Raw genomic sequence first — 17,997 nt, forward strand, 5'->3', positions numbered from 1 at the left:
GGGAGGGTGGACGCGAACTGACATTGGAGTGACGACTTGAAAGCCAAACTGGGCATGTCCCCCATTGCATGGTGGAACGACGATCTTGCGGAACTCAGCGATGACGTCTCGCTGGAGGAGTGCTTGCGCCAGTCGCGTTCGGCAGGTTTCACCGGCATGGAAATGGGCCGCCGTTTTCCCAGTGACCCGGAGATCATGCTGCCGATCCTGAAAGAGGCCGACGTCACGCTTTGCGGTGGCTGGTTCTCCGGTACGCTGGTCGACGAAGACATGGCGGGGAATAAGGATCGCATCCAGCCGATGATCGATCTGTTCAGGGCGGTGAACGCGCCTTGCATCGTCTACGGCGAGGTCGGCCGCTCCATCCAGGGCGACCGCTCGAAGCCGCTCGCCACCAAGCCCAGGCTTTCGGACGACGAGATGAAAGCCTATGCGAAGCGCCTCACGCAGTTCGGGGAATGGTGCGCCGAGCAAGGCATGCCGCTCTCCTACCACCATCATATGGCGGCGGTGGTCGAGACGGAGCCGGAGCTTGATGCCTTCATGCGCTTTTCGGGAGAAGGCATCCCCTTGCTGCTCGATGCCGGTCACCTGGCCTTTGCCGGCGGTGACGTGCTGCGCGCCATCGACAAGCATCACCGGCGCATCAACCATGTGCATGTGAAAGACATACGCATGGAGGTGATCGAGAAACTCGACCGCCAGAAGCATTCCTTCCTAGACGCCGTGGCGCTCGGCGCCTTCACGGTGCCGGGAGACGGTTCGCTGAATTTTGGCCTCATCGTGGAAAGGCTGGCGAACTACGGCTATGAAGGCTGGTTCGTCGTCGAGGCCGAGCAGGACCCGAAGACGAATCCGCCGTTCAAGATGGCGCAAGTCGGCTACAAGGAATTGATGCGGGTGATGACGGCTGCCGGTTACACCGTTGAAACACAGGGCTTCCCCAATGCTTGAATGCAGTATTCCCGGCGAAGGGCTGATCCGATGCGGGGGCTGATCCGATGAAGGACTCCGAGCATCCGTTCTTCCGGCCCTTGTGGCGACGCGTTGCCATCGTAGCGGTCTGCCTGGGCTGGGCCGTGGTCGAGTTTGCCACCGGCGCGCCGTTCTGGGGCATGATCGCGCTCGGCTTCGCCGGCTATGCCGTCTGGCAGTTCTTCTATCTCTACAAGCCGGCCGACGTAGGCAAGGACACGGCTGACACCGAACCGAAGGAATGACCCCAGATGTCGAAACTGCTCGTCAAAGCCGATAAGGGCCATGGCCGCGTCGCCCATGTGACGCCGCAAAGCGCCGGCTGGACCTATGTCGGTTTCGATCTGCATCGATTGCGGCCAGGCGAAGCAGCCTCCGGGCAAACAGCGGATCGCGAAGTCTGCCTGGTATTCGTCACCGGCAAGGGCAAGGCGGAGGCCGGCGGCAAGGATCTCGGCCTGCTCGGCGAACGCATGTCGCCCTTCGAGGGCAAGCCGTGGTCTGTCTATGTGCCGCAGGGCTCTGATTGGTCGGTGACATCAGACACCGATCTCGAACTCGCGGTCTGCTCGGCGCCGGGGCTTGGCGGCGGCCTGCCGGTCCGCGTCATTGCGCCGAAGGATCTCGGCCAGGAGGTTCGCGGCAAGGGCACCAACACGCGCTATGTCACCAACATCCTGCCGGAGGGCAAGCCGGCCGACTCATTGCTGGTGGTCGAGGTCATCACGCCGGGCGGCCACACCTCGAGCTATCCGCCGCACAAGCATGACCAGGACAATCTGCCGGCCGAGTCCTATCTCGAGGAGACCTACTACCACCGCCTCAACCCGCCGCAGGGCTTTGCCTTTCAGCGCGTCTACACCGATGCCGACCGGACTGGCGCTCGATCGCTCGATGAGACGATGGCGATCGAGGACGGCGATGTCGTGCTGGTGCCCAAGGGCTATCATCCTTGCGCCGCCTGCCATGGCTATGACCTGTACTACCTCAACGTCATGGCGGGGCCGAAGCGGACGTGGAAATTTCACAACGCGCCCGAGCACGAATGGCTGATGAAGGCCTGATCGCGCTCCCTTCCGGTCGGCAACTGGTCCAAGGCGAAAAAATCGTCGGCTAATGACCCGCCTGAACAACTTTGTTATCAGGGCGATCATCAGCTTCGTCATTTCGTCATGCAAATCGCCTATGGCAGCGGGAGTTGACGAGGACTTTCGATGCGCTACGCCATCTATTTCACTCCCCGGCAGGACGAACCGCTGGCGCGGATCGCCGCCAATTGGCTCGGCCGCGACCCGTTCGGCGCCGCCACGAGGCCGGTCGAGGCGGTGGGCGAGCTGTCGGCGGCGGAAGTCGCCTTTCACACCGCTTCGGCGCGCCGCTACGGTTTTCATGCGACGCTGAAGGCGCCCTTCCGGCTGGCTTCGAACGAAACGGAAGCCGCGCTTCGCGCGGCGCTCGACGATTTTGTCTTGGCGACGCCGGTGGTAACCATCCCACGGCTGGTCGTCAGCCAGATCGACGGCTTCTTCGCGCTGGTGCCGGAAGGACCGCTGCCGGCGCTCAACCGCTTCGCCGACGACGTTGTGCGCGACTTCGACCGTTTTCGCGCGCCGCTGACCGAAGCTGAGATCGAACGGCGCAGCCCTGATTCGCTGAAGCCGGATGAATTCCGCAATCTCTGCCAGTGGGGCTATCCCTATGTCTTCGAGACCTTCCGGTTCCATATGACGCTATCCGGCCGTGCCTCGTCACATGAAAGCCCCCGTCTTCGCGCAGCAATCGACAGCCTGTTTGCGCAGGTCTTGCAACGGCCGGTGCCGGTGGACGCACTGACCCTGTTTGTCGAAACTGAACCTGGCGCCCCGTTCATGGTGCTTTCCCATCACGCGCTCGGGCGCCGCCCGGCCAGAAGAACTGCCTGAGATGACTATTTGTTTTAACCGCCTTTTTGCGACGCCAATCGGTTTCAAGTGGCTGCAAAAATGCTCCAAGGATTGCCTGAAATGACCGCCGAGACCGTTCTCAACAATGCCCGCATCGTGCTTGCCGACGAGATCGTCGAAGGCTCGATCGTGCTGCGCGACGGCTTGATCGCCGGGATCGATGCCGGCGCCGGCCGGACCGGCGAAGACATGGGCGGCGATTTCATCATTCCCGGGCTGGTCGAGCTTCATACCGACCACCTCGAAGGCCACTACGCGCCGCGGCCGAAGGTGCGCTGGAACCCGATCGCCGCCGTTCTCGCCCATGACGCGCAGGTGGCGACCGCCGGCATCACCACCGTGCTCGACGCCTTGCGCGTCGGCATGGACGACGACGCCGACATGAATTCGGCCGACATGCGCAAGCTGGCCGATGCGATCGAGGACAGCGTCCAGCAGGACCGGCTGCGGGCCGACCATTTCATCCATCTGCGCTGCGAGGTTTCGGCGCCGGATTGCCTCGCCGCCTTCGCCCACTTCGATGGCGATGACAGGATCAAGCTGGCGTCGCTGATGGACCATGCGCCGGGACAGCGCCAGTTCGTCGACTTGGAAACCTATGCCTACTACTACCAGCGCAAGCTGAAGCTGACGGATCGCGAATTCCAGCAATTTTGCGAGAAGCGGATGGCGGAGTCGGCGACGAATTCGGGGCCGAACCGCGCCTTCATCGCTGCCGCCTGCCATCAGCGCGGCATCGTGCTGGCCAGCCATGACGACGCCACGACAGGCCATGTCGACGAGGCGATCGAACAGGGTGTCCGCGTCGCCGAGTTCCCGACCACCAAGGAGGCCGCAAAAGCTTCGAAGGGGGCAGGGCTCGGGGTGCTGATGGGCGCGCCGAACGTCATGCGCGGTGCTTCGCATTCGGGTAATGTTTCGGCCCGCACGCTCGCCGGCGAAGGCTTGCTCGACATATTGTCGTCCGACTACATTCCCTTTAGCCTGATCCAGTCGGCCTTTTTCCTCGGCGACGTAGTCGGCGGCATTTCCCTGCCTCAGGCGGTGGCCATGGTTTCGAAGAACCCGGCCGAGGCGGTCGGCCTCGCCGACCGTGGCGTCATCGAGCAGGGCCGGCGCGCCGACCTGGTTCGCGTCCGTCTCGACGATCACGTCCCGGTGGTCCGCACGGTCTGGCGGCAGGGACGGCGGGTCGCGTGATGGTGTCAGCGTCGATCGAGCGTGAATTGTCCGCCGCTGCGTTTCCGATCCGCGACGGCGTTTTCGTCGCCGTCGTGGGGCCGAGCGGCGCCGGCAAGGATACGGTGATCGGCTATGCCCGGGCACTGTTTGCCGACGAGAACCGGCTGGAGTTCGTGCGCCGGGTCATCACCCGACCGAGCGACACGACGAGCGAGGACCACGACACGCTCGCCGACGCGGCCTTTGTCGAGGCGGAAGCGGACGGCGCCTTCGCCATCTCCTGGGAGGCGCATGGCCTGCGTTACGGCATCCCGGCTGAAGTCGACTGGTCGGTGGCCAATGGCCGCGTCGCAATTGCCAATGTCTCCCGCGCCATCATCCCGGCGCTGCGCGATCGCTATGCCAATCTGGCTGTCGTCGAGATCACCGCATCGCCGGAAATCCTGGCCGAGCGACTGGCGATGCGCGGCCGCGAGTCGCGCGGCGAAGTGCTGGCGCGCCTGGCGCGCAGCGCCAATGTGTCGTTGTCCGGGCCAGGCGTCACCTCGATCGACAATAGCGGCCCGCGTGAGGCGGCCGGCGAGCGCTTTGCCGATGTGCTGCGCAAGGCCATGGCATTCTCCGACATGTCGGGCTTAATTTAAGGCTGCGTCTTCCCTTCTCCCCTTGTGGGAGAAGGGAGAGGGAGCCGCTATTCCGCTGACGCACCAGCCATGCCCTTGCGCGTCGCCTCGAGCATCAGCCGCCGCTCCCGATACACGCCCCATTGCTGATCGACCAGCACGCCGATGAGGATCACCCCGCCCATCACCGCGAAGTTGAGCGAGGAGGGGATGCCGAGCAGGTTGACGAGGTTTTGGAGTTCCTGCAGCAGAACCGTGCCGAGGATGACGCCGATCAGCGAGCCTTCGCCGCCGCGCAGCGAGAAGCCGCCGAGCACTGCCGCGGCAATGGCATAGAGTTCGTAGAACTGGCCGTGGCTCGCCGGCGAGATCGAGCGCGTGTACATGGCGAAGTAGATCGCCGACAGCGCCGTCAGCACACCGCAGATGACATAGGCCGCCATGACAACGCGGCCGGTGCGTATCCCGGAATATTTCGCCGCCTCCTCATTCTTGCCGATGGCGTAGAGATAGCGGCCGAACACCGAACGATGCAGCACCACCCACATCACGATGGCGATGACGATCAGCGCTATGAAGCTGTTCGGCACGCCATAGGATCGCCCCGCGGTCAGGAACTCGAGCTCCGGAAAGTTCTGTCCGAAAGCAAAACCCGCGGTGCCGTCGGCTGTGTAGAACCGCGCGACGCCGCGATAGATCAAGAGGCCGCACAGCGTCACCACGAAAGGCTGCAATTTGAGCCGCGTGATCAGCCAGCCATGTGCCAGCCCGATCATGCCGCCAAGCACGAGGATCAGCGGCAGCGCGACCGGCCATGCCATGTCGCGCGTGGCGATGAAATCGACGAACAGGACGCCGAGCAGCGCAACCACGGAGCCGACCGACAATTCGATGCCGCCGGTGATGATGACGAAGGCCTGGCCGATAGCCAGGATGCCGAACAGGCCGATCAGGTTCGACGTGTTGGCGAGGTTGATCGGCAGCAGAAAGCGCGGATTGATGATCGCCACCACCGCTCCCACCACAAGGATCAGGATCAGCAGGCCGAGATCTTTCTTGCTCATCGTCTTCTCCCCAATCCCTGCCTAGGCAGGCTCCGCAAAAGTGTTCTACGGTTTTGCGACCAGAACCTGCACCAAAACAAAAAACTATCTCGGCTGCTTGCCCACGGCCAGCAGCAGCACGTTTTCCTGGCTGAACTGTTCCTTGTCGAGAATGCCTGAGATCTGGCCCTCATGCATGACAGCGATGCGGTCAGAGACGCCAATCACCTCCTCCATGTCGCTGGAGATCATCAGCACGGCGACACCGGCATCGGCCAGTGCGCGCATCAGCCCGTAGATTTCGGCCTTGGCGCCGATGTCGATGCCGCGTGTCGGCTCGTCGAGGATCATCACCTTGGGGTTCATCGCAAGCCACTTGGCCAGCACGACCTTTTGCTGGTTGCCGCCTGAGAGCGTGCCGGTGCGCGTCGCCACCGACGGTGCCTTGATGCCGAGATTGCGTTTCTGCTTCTCGGCGGTGACGGCTTCGGCGCCGGCAGAAACCAGGAACCGCCGGGCATGCGCCGGCAGATTGGGAAGCGAAATATTCTGGGCAATCGACAGATCGAGCAGGATGCCGGTCAGCTTGCGGTCTTCCGGGACGAGGAAGATCCCGTTGGCAACAGCGTCGGCGGCCGAACCGAGAACCAGGTCTTTTCCATCAAGCTGGAGCGCGCCGCCAAGGCTCGTCTCAATGCCGAAAAGCACGCGCGCCAGCTCCGTGCGGCCAGAGCCGACTAAGCCCGCCAGCCCTAGGATTTCGCCTTGCCTGACGCCGAGATCGACCGGCCGGTCTGGATAGGCGCTGGTGCGAATGGCCTTGGCCGACAGTGCGACAGTGCCGGGCGGGCGCGCCGATTCTGCGGCCTTCTCCCGCTGCTTCAGCATGCGGCCGATCATCAGCTTGACCATCTGGTCGTGGTTGACGGCGCTCTTCGGCAGCGTGCCGGCAAGCTTGCCGTCCCTCAGCACGACGACGCGATCGGCGACCCGCTCGACCTCGTGAAGACGGTGCGAGATGAAGATGACGCTGATCCCCTCAGCCTTCAGCGCTCTGATGACATCGAGCAGTTTGTCGGTTTCGGCAAGGGGCAGGCTCGATGTCGGTTCGTCGAGGATCACCAGCCTTGCCTCGATCGACAGCGCCTTAGCGATTTCGACCATCTGCTGCTGGGCAAGCGACAGCGTCGATACCGGCGTATCGGCCGAGAAATTGGCGCCCACGCGTTTGAGCAGCGGCGCCGCCAGCGTGCGCAGCCTGGCGCGGTCGACCAGCCTGAGCGGACCGGCGCGCAACGGCTCGCGGCCGAAAAAGATGTTGGCGGCAACGTCCAGGTTTTCGAACAGGTTGAGTTCCTGATGAACGAAGGCAATGCCGGAACCGATGCTGGCTTCGACGGTCAGCCTATCATGGGCGACGCCGTCGACGGTGATCGTGCCGGTGTCGGGGGTGGTCACGCCGCCGAGGATCTTCATCAGCGTCGACTTGCCGGCGCCGTTTTCGCCGACGAGGCCGATGACCTCGCCAGGCCTGACCTCCATCGAAAATCCATCCAGCGCGACCACGCCGGGATAGGTCTTGCGCACGCCCTCGAGACTGAGGAACGGGGCAGTCGTGGATACGCCGATGGATGCGTCGGAATAATTCATCACGCCTGACAGCAGTTGGTGGGCCGTTCTAGCCACATCTGCAGACTGACGACCCCCGCAGGGTTCGTCAATGCGAGCCGCCGACCCGAAGCGAACCTCGAGCCGGCGCAACTGCTTTCGTCCTAATTGCCGGACATTGCCTTCAGATTGGCGGCATAGGCGTCGACGTCGTCCTTGCCGATGATCTTGGTCGGGATGATGATCAAGCCGTTCTCCGGAATGCCCGATTTGTCGCCCTCGAGATAGGCGGCCATCAGCTTCATGCCCTGGTAGGCCCATTCGAAGGGCTGCTGCACCACGGTGGCGGCAACGGTGCCTTCCTTGACGCCGCCCAGCGTGATCGGATCGTCGTCGAAGCCGACAACCGTGATCTGGCCGAGCTTGCCGGCGTCGCGCAGCGCTTCATAGATGCGCGGCGTGTTGTAGGAATAGAAGCCGACCATGCAGGTGACGTCGGGGCTGGCGACCAGCGCGTCCTCGACGTTCTTCTTGGCGCGGGCCTGGTCTATGTCGTCGCCACGCACGTCGATCAGCTCGATCTTGGTGCCGGCGAGCCCTTCCTTCATGCCCTCGATGCGCTCCTTGGCATTATCGGCGCCGAGCAAGCCGACGAAGCCGAGGCATTTGCCGCCGTCGGGCATCGCCTTTTTGGCGATCTCGGCCGCCTGTTTGCCGGCATCGATGTTGGATGAGCCGATATAGGCGATACGCTTGGTCTGCGGCGCGTCGCTGTCGGTGGTGAACAGCGCCGTCTCCGAGGCGATCTTGTTGAGCCCGTCGGTCGAGGTCTTGGGATCGACGGCCGATACCATGATGGCCTTGACGCCGGCCGTCACCAGATCGTCCATCAGCCGCTGCTGAATGGCAACCGACGACTGCTCCGGATATTTGAGCTCCAGATTGTAGCCGGGCAGTTCGGCCTGCGCCTTCTTGACACCGGCTTCGGCCGCCTTCCAGAAATCGGAGGCGCCGTTGACGACGAAGGCCAGCGTCGGTTTATCCTGGGCACGGGCAATTGCAGTGATGGACAGACCGAGGGCCAAGGCCGCGGCGGCGATGGACGCATTTCGTATCGCAGATTTCATGTTCAACCTCCCATTTGATTCAGTCATTTTCGCTGATCTGAACTTGTCGAATGCGGCTTGGACGCCCCCTCCTCAAGGGGTGATGGCAGCGAAAGAACGGTACCATTCCAGCCGCGATTTGAACTCTAGAGACTCATTGGCAGTTCGTAAATAGTCGGATTTGTCTGACATTTCAGTAATTGCGCGGCGTTGCTCTGCGCCTGAGTGCCACCGATACCGCGCAGCACGCTTGCTTGCCGCCATGGCCCGTTCGGTCCCGAGCCGGGCATGACAAATTGACATTAGAATGCTCACGCCTATTAGTAAATAGTATTAGTCTCTGGTTGGAAACCTCCGGTGCCGCCGGCGAATGGCTGCCTGCCGTGTGAGAAGGGAGGCTTCCGTTAAGCCGTCCAATGGCCTTGGGTTGGGCCCAATTCCGAGAAATCGATCTTTCAGGACCGCGTATTGCTCTCCCGCACTGCTAGCCATTCGGTTACCAGAATGATAATAATGATTAATCGAGTGCTCGTTTATAAACGCGAAACGTCGTCGGACGTCCTGCCGTCTTTATGACATCCAGGACGACCTCTGGTTAGACAAGCCGGGAACTTGGAACACAATGCCATGAGCGAACCGACGGATCTGCGCGATCCTCCCCTTGAAGCCGCCCGGCGCCGAAAGCCATCGGCCAAGAACCCCAAGGGTCGCGTTACCATGACCGATATCGCCAGGGCCGCCGGCTGCTCGCAGGCAACGGTTTCGTTCGTCCTCAACAACACGCCGGGCATAAGGCTCTCGCAACAGACCCGCGAACGGGTGATCGGGGCCGCGCGGGGCCTCGGCTATGCGCCACCAGCCTTCTCTGCTCTTCGCAGCCCTATCGCCTCGTTCGAGGGGCTGGACGGGGTGATCGGCTTCGCGGTCGATCAACTGGCGACCAGTCCCGAAGCGGTCGTCGCCATCGAAGGAGCGCGCCAGGCCTCGTGGAATGCCGGCAATGTCGTGCTGGTCGCGCAGACTTTGGGTGATACCGTCATGGAGCCGCGCGCGATTGCGGCACTGACCAAGCGGGGTATTTCGGCGCTGATCTACATGACCATCTTTACGCGCGAGATCACCGCGCCCGACTATCTCTACGGCCTCGATATCCCGGTCATCCTGCTCAATTGCTATACCGCCGACTACGCCTTTCCCGCCGTGGTGCCGAGCGAAATCGCCGGCGGGCAGAGTTCCACCCGCCACTTGATCAGCCATGGCCACCGCCGCATCGCAACCATCACCGGCGAGCCATGGATGCAGGCGGCGCAGGATCGGCTGAAGGGCTACCGCCGGGCACTGGCGACGGCCGACATCCCGTTCGATGTAGAGCTGGTGGTCGAGGGCGACTGGTCGGCGAGCGCCGGCTACGCCGCGACAGTCAAGCTTCTGGCACTCAAGGATCGGCCGACCGCAATCTTCTGCCAGAACGACCGCACCGCGATCGGCTGCTACGAAGCGTTGAAGGAAGCCGGCCTGCACATCCCCGGGGATATTTCGGTGATCGGCTATGACGACGAGGAAATCGCCCGGCATCTGTTCCCGCCATTGACGACGTCGATCCTGCCGCATATGGCGATGGGGCAATGGGCGATCGAGCAATTGGAAGTTCCTGCACCGCCCGGCCGCGGCCGCTATCCCATCACCAAGCTTGAATGCCCGCTGGTCGAGCGGGAATCGGTCAGTGCTGTGGCGCCTGGGCGCACACACGGACTGACAGCCAGCTGAGCACCTCCTGACTTCCGTCAATGCAAACGCCGTACTGATGCAGCTCCAAACCAGACAGGCGCCCCCGCAAAGGGCGATGGCCCCGACATTGTCGCCTGGCATGGTGGATCGGGATTCTTGTATCCCGAGTTCTGCGGATTGACATACGGTTTGCTGCAGTCTGGTTGTGGCGAAATCCTGGATCCAAGGGTAAATCTGATCTGGTTCGCCGTTCCGCGCCGGCCTTCGAGCCCGATTTCCTCGCTGACCCGGATCGGCAACCCGCCAGGAGTTATACTGCCATGAAGCTCCAGCATCGCCATGGCCCGCCGCGCGATTTCGTCGGTTACGGCCGGCGGCCGCCGCAGATCATCTGGCCGGACGGACGTCTGGTCGCAGTCAATCTCGTGGTCTGCTACGAGGAGGGGTCGGAATATTCGCTGTTCGAGGGCGACGACCATACCGATGGCTGGGGCGAATATCCGTTGTCGGCGCCGGCCGGCATCCGCGATCTCGGCACCGAAACGCATTTCGAGTATGGCAGCCGCGTCGGCATCTGGCGCATCGCCAGACTGCTCGAGCGACACGGCGTCCACGCCACGATCTCGAGCTGTGCCGAGGCGCTGCGGCGCAACCCGGAGGTGACGGCATGGCTGCGCCAATCGGGTTACGATCTGCTCGGCCATGGCCTGCGCTGGACCGAACAATGGACCCTGAGCCGTGACGAGGAGCGCGACCATCTGCAGCGCGCCGTTGCGCTGTTCATCGAGCTGCTCGGCGAGCGCCCGATCGGCTGGAACAGCCGTTCCTTTCCCAGCGTCAACACCCGCGACCTCCTGATCGAGGAAGGCGGCTTCCTGTACGATTCGGATCCGTGCAACGACGACCTGCCCTATTTCGTGCCGGCACATAACAGGCGCCTTCTGATCATTCCCTATTCCAAGACCTTGAACGACAGCCGCTATCTGGTCAGCCCCGGCTATGTGACGCCCAAGGACTTCGTCGACAACGTTGCAGCCTATCTGGACTTCCTGATCAGGGAAGCCAGGGAAGAAGGTGGGCGCATGATGACGATAGCCGTCCATGCGCGATGGACCGGCCAGCCCAACCGGGCTGCGGCATTGGAAGGCATAATCGAGACGGTTCTGTCCAGGCCGGAGGCCGTCTTCATGCGCCGCAACGATATCGCCCGGTATTGGCTGTCGCTGTTTCCGGCCGAGGGCGAAGCGCGATGAGCCAACGTCCAACTCGCATGGAACGGCATCCTTAAGCATCGATACGGGAAGGGAATTGCTCACCCCAACGGCACAGCGCCTCTGCTCCAGCATTGAGCGCCGCTCCGCTTTCCGTCAGCGAATAGACGACCTTGGTCGGCGATCCCGGATAGACTTCTCGGTTCACAAGCCCGTCAGCCTCCAGTTCGCGTAATTGCTGCGTCAGCATCTTTTCACTGATCGCCGGAATAGACTGCCTCAATCGGCCGAACCTGCGAGACGCCGTTCCAAGTTCACAAAGAATATCCACTTTCCACTTCCCTTCGATCGCCTTGATCGCGGTTGCGAAGCCGCAATTGCCCGTCGGCTCATTCATGATATTCTCCTTACCGTTGGGTAACCACTTACCTCCAGGTGCGTATTGTGCGCGCCACTCACTCCAACATACCTCTGCCCGTGACGAAAATTGGCACCTATTGGTATGGAGTGTTGTAATGAAGCTTTCAATCAGCGTTGTGGGGACGGGTCGTATGGGATCAGCGCTCGCCCGCGCCCTGCTCCGGTCGGGGTATCGGACGACGGTCTGGAACAGGACAAAACAAAAGGCCGAACCGCTGGCCGCGCTCGGCGCCACTGTCGCAGGGTCCGTCCTGGAAGCCCTCAATGCGGCTGAGATTATCATCGTGAACGTAAGCGACTACCAGGCAAGCGCAGTTCTGCGCGACGATGCTGTTGCTTCAGCCATTCGCGGCAAGTTGATCGTGGAACTCACTTCGGGAACGCCGCATGGCGCACGCGAAGCCGCTGAATGGTTTGCTGCGCACGGAGCCAGCTATCTCGATGGCGCGATCATGGCCACGCCGGATTTCATTGGGACAGATGCCGGGACGATACTGATCTCGGGGCCAAGGCAGGCTTTCGACGCGAACGAGGAGATGTTTCGTGCGTTGGGCGGCAATGTCCAGCATGTCGGAGAAGAACCGGGACGTGCGAACGCACTTGATAGCGCGCTGCTTGCGCTCATGTGGGGCGCGCTGTTTGGAACGCTGCATGCGATCGCCGTGTGTCAGGCCGAAGAGATCGACCTCGGCGAGTTGGGACGGCAGTGGACCGCAATAGCGCCTGTTATTGACGGGCTTGTCGCCGACCTGATCAAGCGAACGGATGCTGGCCGGTTTGCCAGCGACGACGAGACGCTCTCGTCGATCTCCCCGCATTACGGCGCATTCCAGCATCTCCTGGAGCTGATGGATGCGCGCAAGATCGACCGCTCTGTGGTGGACGGTTACGACGCGATCTTCCAACGGGCGATTGCAGCTGGCCACCTACATGATGATTTTGCAGCGTTATCGCAATTTCTGGGAAAATCCAGATGAGATCTCTCCGACCTGGATTGCGGGAAGGGTGACTGGCTGAGCGGATTTTCACTATGCAGTTTTCGGCCTTAGGCGCCTTGTCGTCAGCCAGCGGGCCTTTAACGATGAGCTGGTTGCGGCAACGAAGAAGGCGAGTGTGAGCCGAGTCAGACCCGTGATCTACATAGGGGAATAGAATGCCTTTGACGCTTCTCATCGATTCGTATTGTGCTGCTTGGTCCGATGAGAGCGCCGAGCGGCGGCGGGCGTTGCTGTTACCGATCTGGAGCGATGGCGCGACATACACGGATCCTGCAGTCCATGCGACTGGCGCGGAAGAACTGCTCGCGCACATCGCAAGAGTTCTGGCCAAGCATCCCGGTGCCCGCATCTTACGGACAAGTGACGTGGATGTTCATCATGGGATCGCACGCTTTGCGTGGAAGTTTGCGATGGCTGATGGATCGTCCTTCCCTGGGGGTTTGGACATAGCCTTCCTCGACGCTGGCCAGAAGCGAATAACACGCATCATCGGCTTTTTTGGGCCGTTGGTGAGATCCTCGGTGTCATAAGCCTTCGCTATCAAGCCGATCGACCGGCGCGTGCCAGCCCGTGCGCCACCAGGTGTCGGCCATGAGCGTCTCCAAAATGGTCTGGCTGGAATGTCGGCCGTGGGCACGTTAGGCCGCATCCCGGCGCGCAGCCTGAACGTTCCCCGAGAAAGCCAGGGAAGCTAGGCAGATGAGCCCTGTTCGAGGCATCAAGCTACATCGAGAAGGTGGTGCTCTGGAGCGGCCGCCTCCTTTGTGCTCCTCGTCGGAAAGGAAGCGCATCGGCCAACACTTGACCTTTGAGTCCGTGAAAGGTGCGCTTCAATTCGCAATGCAAGTGCTGTAGTTAGACAAGAGTGCGGCCTGCCGCTTACTGAGGCAAAGAAGGCGAAAGCGTATCAATCGCAGTGTATGAGAGCCATACCGATGAGATGAGACGAAGCGGCCGAAGACGGGCTAGGCCCGGCGTTCTGCTCAGCGTGAGCGCTGGTCTGCGGCTGCTCGCGTCGTTGCTCTTTTTGGTCTGGACCATTCCTGCGGCAACAGCCGACCAGGTCGGACATGATGTAGCTAAAGAGCAAATGAGGCTCGCTGCGTCCAAACCGGTCGCGACCATCCTTGTCCGCGACATTGCGCGCCGTGTTGCAGCTGAGACTTCCCGTTTCAAGACGGGAACGCCTGCCATTGCGGGAAACGGCAAGCCCTTTTGCATTATCCCGGATTTGCGCCTGCCGCTCGAAACCGCGTCAGCCGCACCGTTTGGTATAGGGTCTGAGGACCGGCCGAAACTGTCGCCGATCCGCGCCTTTGATGCGCGCGCGCCTCCGTTTCTCCCGGCATGATCCTGGCCTGGCGACCGCGGCCGCCGACTCCCAAAACTTTCACATCGCGTTCCCGGGCTCTCGTCGAGTTGCTCGCCGATCGGAACGCCAAAGCTCTTGTCGGAGGCGGTTTGCGCCCGATATGGGCTGAACGGACAAGAACATGCTGCATTTTTCGCGCTGGAAGACCATTCTCATCTGGCTGACGGTCCTGGCCGGTATCCTGTACGCAGCTCCAAACCTGGTTCCCGCCTCCACCCTGGCATCGCTGCCGAATTGGCTGCCAAAGCGGCAGCTGACGCTGGGCCTCGACCTGCAGGGCGGCTCGCACATCCTGCTCCAGATCGATCGGCAGGACCTCGCCAACGAACGCCTCGAAGCGGCACGCGACGAGGTCCGCACATCGCTGCGCGATGCCCAGATCGGCTATACCGGGCTTACCGGCACCGCCAATTCCATCCAGGTCCGCATTCGCGACCAAGGCCAGATCGAAGCTGCGAAGGCCGCGCTCGAAAGATTGACGCAGCCGATCTCGACCGGCCTTTTCATGAGCGGCTCGGTGACCGAGATGGAGATGGCCGAGCCGGAACCGGGCCTGCTGCGCTTTACGCTGACCGAAGCCGGGGTCGACCACCGGATCGCCGCGGCGCTGACACAATCGATCGAGGTGGTGGGTCGGCGCGTCAACGAGCTCGGCACAACCGAGCCGATCATCCAGCGCCAGGGATCGGACCGCATCATGGTCCAGGTGCCGGGCCTGCAGGATCCGCAGCGGCTGAAGGATATCCTCGGACAGACGGCGAAGCTGACCTTCCAGATGGTGGACCAGTCGATTCCGGTCGAGGAGGCGATCTCCGCCCGCCCGCCGGCGGGCTCGACGGTGTTGTATTCGACGGACGAGCCGCGGGTTCCGCATCTGATCGAGAACCGGATCATCGTCTCCGGCGAAAGCCTCGTCGACGCGCAGGCAACCTTCGACCAGCGCACCAGCGAGCCGGTGGTCTCGTTTCGCTTCGACAGCCGCGGCGCCACCCGCTTCGGTCAGGCTACTCAGGCCAATGTCGGGCGCCTGTTCGCCATCATCCTCGACAACGAGGTGATCTCCGCGCCTCAGATCCGCGAACCAATCCTGGGCGGCACTGGACAGATATCCGGCAGTTTCACGGTGGAGAGCGCGAACGACCTTGCGGTCCTGCTGCGCGCCGGCGCACTGCCTGCCGACCTCACCATCGTCGAGGAACGCACCGTCGGTCCGAGCCTCGGCAGCGATTCGATCCAGGCGGGCCAGTTCGCGTCGATCATCGCCTTGTTCCTCGTCGTCGGCTTCATGCTGTTCGCCTATGGGCGACTGGGACTGATCGCGAATATCGCGCTCCTGGCCAACGTCGCACTGATCATCGCCGTCCTATCCGTGCTCGGGGCAACGCTGACGCTGCCTGGCATCGCCGGCATCGTGCTGACGATGGGCATGGCGGTCGATTCCAACGTCATCATCTTCGAGCGCGTCCGCGAAGAGAACCGCCAAGGGCGCTCGATCGTGCAGTCGATGGATTCCGGGTTCAAACAGGCGCTGGCGACCGTCGTCGATGCCAATGTGACGACGCTGATCGCCGCCGTCATCCTGTTCTTCCTCGGCTCAGGGCCGATCAAGGGGTTTGCCGTCACCCTCGCCATCGGCATCGTCACCACCGTGTTCACGGCGTTCACGCTGACGCGCTGGCTGGTCGCGTTCTGGCTTCGCCGGCAGCGCCCGAAAAACATGCCCAGCGGTGTCATGCGGCTGGTGCCCGACGACACGCGCGTGCCGTTCATGGCATTCCGAAAATACGCCTTCACGCTGTCCTTTCTGTTGTCGATCGCTTCGGCCGTGCTGTTCTTCACGGTCGGCATGAACTACGGCATCGACTTCCGCGGCGGTTCGAGCATCGAGGTGCAGGCGAAGGGTCAGCAGGCCGACATCGGCGACATCCGTCAGCGGCTGACGGGCCTCGAACTGGGTGAGGTGCAGGTGCAGGAGTTCGGCTCGACCCGTGACGTGCTGATCCGCATCGGCACCCAGGGAGGCGGCGACATTGCCGAACAATCCGCCGTGGAAAAAGTAAGAAGCGCACTCGAAACCGACTACGAGTTCCGCCGCATCGAGGTTGTCGGTCCGACGGTTTCCTCAGAACTCGCGTTCAACGGCACAATGGGCGTGCTCGCCTCACTGCTGGCGATGCTCGTCTACATCTGGATCAGGTTCGAGTGGCAGTTCGGGCTCGGCGCCATCATTTCGACGTTCCACGACGTGATCCTGATGATCGGCTTCTATGTCGTCGCCGGCATAGAGTTCAATTTGACCTCGATAGCCGCGATCCTGACCATTGTCGGCTACTCCATCAACGATACGGTTGTTGTCTATGACCGGGTCCGCGAGAACCTGCGCCGCTATAAAAGGATGCCGATTGCCGAGCTGCTCGACCTGTCGATGAACCAGACGCTGGCGCGAACGGTCCTGACCGGCGTGACCACGCTGTTCGCGCTGGCGGCGCTTTCGATCTGGGGCGGCGAAGTCATCCAGTCCTTCACGGTCGCGATGATCTTCGGCATCCTCGCCGGCACCTATTCCTCCATCTTCGTCGCTGGGCCGCTCCTGATCCTGTTCAAGCTCCGGCCGGGTGCCCTCAGTCCAGAGGAAGCCGCAGCGGCGAAAGAGCCGCCGGCGCGACAAGCCTTATGACGTGACGGCTCGAAGCCGATCCACGATGGCGTCGATTTCGGCGCCGGTCGTGGCTCGACCGAGACTGAAGCGAACGGCGCCCATGCCGATCTTCTCGGGCACGCCCATGGCCGTGAGCACTGGGGAGAGCTCGACCCGGCCGGCATGACAGGCCGAACCGGTCGACGCCGCGACGCCCTCGAGACGCGAAAGCACCTCGGCACCGATCATGCCGACGAACGAAACGCTGAGCGTGTTGGAAGGCGGTGCTGAGGGTGCCCGTTGAGTGCGACACGGTCGCCGAAACTCTCCTGCAGCGCGTCCCAAAAGCGATCGCGCAGCACGCGGACGCGCGCCATCGGCTCCAGGTCGCCGGCGAGCGCACAGGCAGCGCCGAGGCCGACCGCGAGCAGAGCGCTCTCAGTGCCAGCACGCCGGCCATGTTCGTGCCCGGCGCCGTGGATCAGCGGCTCGAGCCCGAGCCCGCCTCGGACATAGAGCGCACCGACACCCTTCGGCGCGTAAAGCTTGTGGCCGGCGATGGTCAGCAAATCGACGCCAAGCGTGTCGACCTTGGTTGCAATCTTGCCGACCGACTGCGCTGCGTCGGTGTGAAATCGGACCCCATGCTCCCGCGCAATAGCACCGATCTCCTCGATCGGCTGGATCGTGCCAACCTCATGTTGGCGTGCATGACGCTGATCAGGATGGTGCGCGGCGTGACGGCACGACGCACGTCCTCGGGATCGACCCGGCCCGTGCTGTCGACCGGCACATAGGTTACTGCCGCGCCGAGCTGCTCGAGGAACCGGCAAGGGGCGAGAATGGCCGGATGCTCGACCGTGGTGGTGACGATGTGCTCGCCCTTGTGCCTCAGCGCGAAGAACGTGCCCTTGATCGCCAGGTTGTTGGCCTCGCTGCCGCCACTTGTGAACACGATCTCGTCGGGTGCGCAGTCGAGCAGCGCCGCAACCTGGCTGCGGGCCTTCTCCAGTGCAGCCTTCGCCGGCATGCTCGCCCAATGGCCGCTCGACGGATTGCCGAAAGCCTCATCCAGATATGGCCGCATGGCAGCCGTGACCGAAGGATCGATCGGCGTGCTGGCGTTGTAGTCGAGATAGATCGATGTCAT

19 protein-coding genes are annotated in these 17,997 nt (G+C 62.5%); 12 read left to right on the forward strand and 7 right to left on the reverse strand.

What is annotated here, in order from left to right:
- Nucleotides 1–36 precede the first annotated feature (36 nt).
- From iolE to phnN, 6 genes are all read left to right on the forward strand, one after another.
- Complete coding sequence (gene iolE / locus ACWTU8_RS14040) at nt 37–954, forward strand: myo-inosose-2 dehydratase (RefSeq protein WP_455848633.1); 918 nt, start codon at nt 37–39, stop codon at nt 952–954.
- A 47-nt stretch (nt 955–1,001) separates the two neighbouring features.
- A complete protein-coding gene (locus tag ACWTU8_RS14045) occupies nt 1,002–1,220 on the forward strand; it encodes a DUF3329 domain-containing protein (protein WP_455848634.1) in 219 nt (72 codons plus the stop codon).
- Nucleotides 1,221–1,226: 6 nt separating this feature from the next.
- Nucleotides 1,227–2,039: a 5-deoxy-glucuronate isomerase gene (iolB, locus tag ACWTU8_RS14050; RefSeq protein ID WP_455848635.1), complete on the forward strand. Its 813-nt coding sequence runs from the start codon at nt 1,227–1,229 to the stop codon at nt 2,037–2,039.
- Between the two features lie 150 nt (nt 2,040–2,189).
- Nucleotides 2,190–2,897, forward strand: coding sequence for a DUF1045 domain-containing protein (locus tag ACWTU8_RS14055; protein ID WP_455848636.1), 708 nt, complete (start codon nt 2,190–2,192; stop codon nt 2,895–2,897).
- A gap of 81 nt (nt 2,898–2,978) precedes the next feature.
- Nucleotides 2,979–4,118 carry an alpha-D-ribose 1-methylphosphonate 5-triphosphate diphosphatase gene (locus ACWTU8_RS14060; protein ID WP_029347370.1) on the forward strand — a complete coding sequence of 380 codons (1,140 nt, stop codon included), beginning with the start codon at nt 2,979–2,981 and terminating at the stop codon, nt 4,116–4,118.
- Nucleotides 4,115–4,744: a phosphonate metabolism protein/1,5-bisphosphokinase (PRPP-forming) PhnN gene (phnN, locus tag ACWTU8_RS14065; RefSeq protein ID WP_455848637.1), complete on the forward strand. Its 630-nt coding sequence runs from the start codon at nt 4,115–4,117 to the stop codon at nt 4,742–4,744. The genes ACWTU8_RS14060 and phnN overlap by 4 nt, the downstream gene beginning before the upstream one ends.
- Before the next feature lie 47 nt (nt 4,745–4,791).
- Here the strand turns inward: phnN and ACWTU8_RS14070 are convergent, their stop codons facing one another.
- The 3 genes from ACWTU8_RS14070 to ACWTU8_RS14080 form a co-directional block, all read right to left on the reverse strand.
- On the reverse strand, nt 4,792–5,787 hold the full coding sequence (locus ACWTU8_RS14070) for an ABC transporter permease (RefSeq protein WP_455848638.1): 996 nt from the start codon (nt 5,785–5,787) through the stop codon (nt 4,792–4,794).
- A gap of 84 nt (nt 5,788–5,871) precedes the next feature.
- A complete protein-coding gene (locus ACWTU8_RS14075; protein ID WP_455838717.1) occupies nt 5,872–7,416 on the reverse strand; it encodes a sugar ABC transporter ATP-binding protein in 1,545 nt (514 codons plus the stop codon).
- Nucleotides 7,417–7,538: 122 nt separating this feature from the next.
- Nucleotides 7,539–8,501 (reverse strand): sugar-binding protein, encoded by a 963-nt coding sequence (locus ACWTU8_RS14080; protein ID WP_029347363.1) that lies wholly within the window; start codon nt 8,499–8,501, stop codon nt 7,539–7,541.
- Nucleotides 8,502–9,107: 606 nt separating this feature from the next.
- Between ACWTU8_RS14080 and ACWTU8_RS14085 the strand changes: the two genes are divergently transcribed.
- The gene (locus tag ACWTU8_RS14085) at nt 9,108–10,247 is read left to right on the forward strand and encodes a LacI family DNA-binding transcriptional regulator (RefSeq protein WP_455848639.1); all 1,140 of its coding nucleotides are present in this window, start codon (nt 9,108–9,110) and stop codon (nt 10,245–10,247) included.
- Between the two features lie 281 nt (nt 10,248–10,528).
- Nucleotides 10,529–11,461, forward strand: coding sequence for a polysaccharide deacetylase family protein (locus ACWTU8_RS14090; protein ID WP_455848640.1), 933 nt, complete (start codon nt 10,529–10,531; stop codon nt 11,459–11,461).
- Between the two features lie 31 nt (nt 11,462–11,492).
- Here ACWTU8_RS14090 and ACWTU8_RS14095 read toward each other — a convergent pair whose 3' ends face one another.
- Entirely contained in the window at nt 11,493–11,816 is a 324-nt protein-coding gene (locus ACWTU8_RS14095) for a winged helix-turn-helix transcriptional regulator (RefSeq protein WP_455848641.1), read from the reverse strand.
- Between ACWTU8_RS14095 and ACWTU8_RS14100 the strand changes: the two genes are divergently transcribed.
- From ACWTU8_RS14100 to secDF, 4 genes are all read left to right on the forward strand, one after another.
- Nucleotides 11,815–12,816, forward strand: coding sequence for an NAD(P)-dependent oxidoreductase (locus ACWTU8_RS14100; RefSeq protein WP_455848642.1), 1,002 nt, complete (start codon nt 11,815–11,817; stop codon nt 12,814–12,816). The genes ACWTU8_RS14095 and ACWTU8_RS14100 overlap by 2 nt on opposite strands.
- A gap of 176 nt (nt 12,817–12,992) precedes the next feature.
- Nucleotides 12,993–13,367, forward strand: a complete 375-nt coding sequence (locus tag ACWTU8_RS14105) for a hypothetical protein (RefSeq protein ID WP_455848643.1) — start codon at nt 12,993–12,995, stop codon at nt 13,365–13,367.
- 458 nt (nt 13,368–13,825) lie between these two features.
- Nucleotides 13,826–14,188, forward strand: coding sequence for a hypothetical protein (locus tag ACWTU8_RS14110; RefSeq protein WP_455848644.1), 363 nt, complete (start codon nt 13,826–13,828; stop codon nt 14,186–14,188).
- Between the two features lie 142 nt (nt 14,189–14,330).
- Nucleotides 14,331–16,886, forward strand: a complete 2,556-nt coding sequence (gene secDF / locus ACWTU8_RS14115) for a protein translocase subunit SecDF (RefSeq protein ID WP_455848645.1) — start codon at nt 14,331–14,333, stop codon at nt 16,884–16,886.
- Here the strand turns inward: secDF and ACWTU8_RS14120 are convergent.
- Genes ACWTU8_RS14120 through ACWTU8_RS14130 form a run of 3 tightly spaced genes read right to left on the reverse strand, consistent with a single transcriptional unit; the run spans nt 16,881 to nt 17,997 of the window.
- Nucleotides 16,881–17,096 carry a hypothetical protein gene (locus tag ACWTU8_RS14120; RefSeq protein WP_455848646.1) on the reverse strand — a complete coding sequence of 72 codons (216 nt, stop codon included), beginning with the start codon at nt 17,094–17,096 and terminating at the stop codon, nt 16,881–16,883. The genes secDF and ACWTU8_RS14120 overlap by 6 nt on opposite strands.
- Nucleotides 17,093–17,524 (reverse strand): aminotransferase class V-fold PLP-dependent enzyme, encoded by a 432-nt coding sequence (locus ACWTU8_RS14125; protein WP_455849057.1) that lies wholly within the window; start codon nt 17,522–17,524, stop codon nt 17,093–17,095. The genes ACWTU8_RS14120 and ACWTU8_RS14125 overlap by 4 nt, the downstream gene beginning before the upstream one ends.
- Nucleotides 17,410–17,997, reverse strand: coding sequence for a cysteine desulfurase family protein (locus tag ACWTU8_RS14130; RefSeq protein WP_455848647.1), 588 nt, complete (start codon nt 17,995–17,997; stop codon nt 17,410–17,412). Before ACWTU8_RS14130 ends, ACWTU8_RS14125 begins: the two co-directional genes overlap by 115 nt.

This window comes from Mesorhizobium sp. BHbdii (assembly GCF_053848045.1).

Bases quoted from the DNA above. Each gene is read 5' to 3' on its own strand.
- ACWTU8_RS14045 (WP_455848634.1), top strand. From the start codon at position 1,002: ATGAAGGACTCCGAGCATCCGTTCTTCCGGCCCTTGTGGCGACGCGTT.
- iolB (WP_455848635.1), top strand. From the start codon at position 1,227: ATGTCGAAACTGCTCGTCAAAGCCGATAAGGGCCATGGCCGCGTCGCC.
- ACWTU8_RS14055 (WP_455848636.1), top strand. From the start codon at position 2,190: ATGCGCTACGCCATCTATTTCACTCCCCGGCAGGACGAACCGCTGGCG.
- ACWTU8_RS14060 (WP_029347370.1), top strand. From the start codon at position 2,979: ATGACCGCCGAGACCGTTCTCAACAATGCCCGCATCGTGCTTGCCGAC.
- ACWTU8_RS14070 (WP_455848638.1), bottom strand. From the start codon at position 5,787: ATGAGCAAGAAAGATCTCGGCCTGCTGATCCTGATCCTTGTGGTGGGA.
- ACWTU8_RS14075 (WP_455838717.1), bottom strand. From the start codon at position 7,416: ATGAATTATTCCGACGCATCCATCGGCGTATCCACGACTGCCCCGTTC.
- ACWTU8_RS14080 (WP_029347363.1), bottom strand. From the start codon at position 8,501: ATGAAATCTGCGATACGAAATGCGTCCATCGCCGCCGCGGCCTTGGCC.
- ACWTU8_RS14085 (WP_455848639.1), top strand. From the start codon at position 9,108: ATGAGCGAACCGACGGATCTGCGCGATCCTCCCCTTGAAGCCGCCCGG.
- ACWTU8_RS14090 (WP_455848640.1), top strand. From the start codon at position 10,529: ATGAAGCTCCAGCATCGCCATGGCCCGCCGCGCGATTTCGTCGGTTAC.
- ACWTU8_RS14100 (WP_455848642.1), top strand. From the start codon at position 11,815: ATGATATTCTCCTTACCGTTGGGTAACCACTTACCTCCAGGTGCGTAT.
- ACWTU8_RS14095 (WP_455848641.1), bottom strand. From the start codon at position 11,816: ATGAATGAGCCGACGGGCAATTGCGGCTTCGCAACCGCGATCAAGGCG.
- ACWTU8_RS14105 (WP_455848643.1), top strand. From the start codon at position 12,993: ATGCCTTTGACGCTTCTCATCGATTCGTATTGTGCTGCTTGGTCCGAT.
- secDF (WP_455848645.1), top strand. From the start codon at position 14,331: ATGCTGCATTTTTCGCGCTGGAAGACCATTCTCATCTGGCTGACGGTC.
- ACWTU8_RS14120 (WP_455848646.1), bottom strand. From the start codon at position 17,096: ATGATCGGTGCCGAGGTGCTTTCGCGTCTCGAGGGCGTCGCGGCGTCG.
- ACWTU8_RS14130 (WP_455848647.1), bottom strand. From the start codon at position 17,997: ATGACATCGATCTATCTCGACTACAACGCCAGCACGCCGATCGATCCT.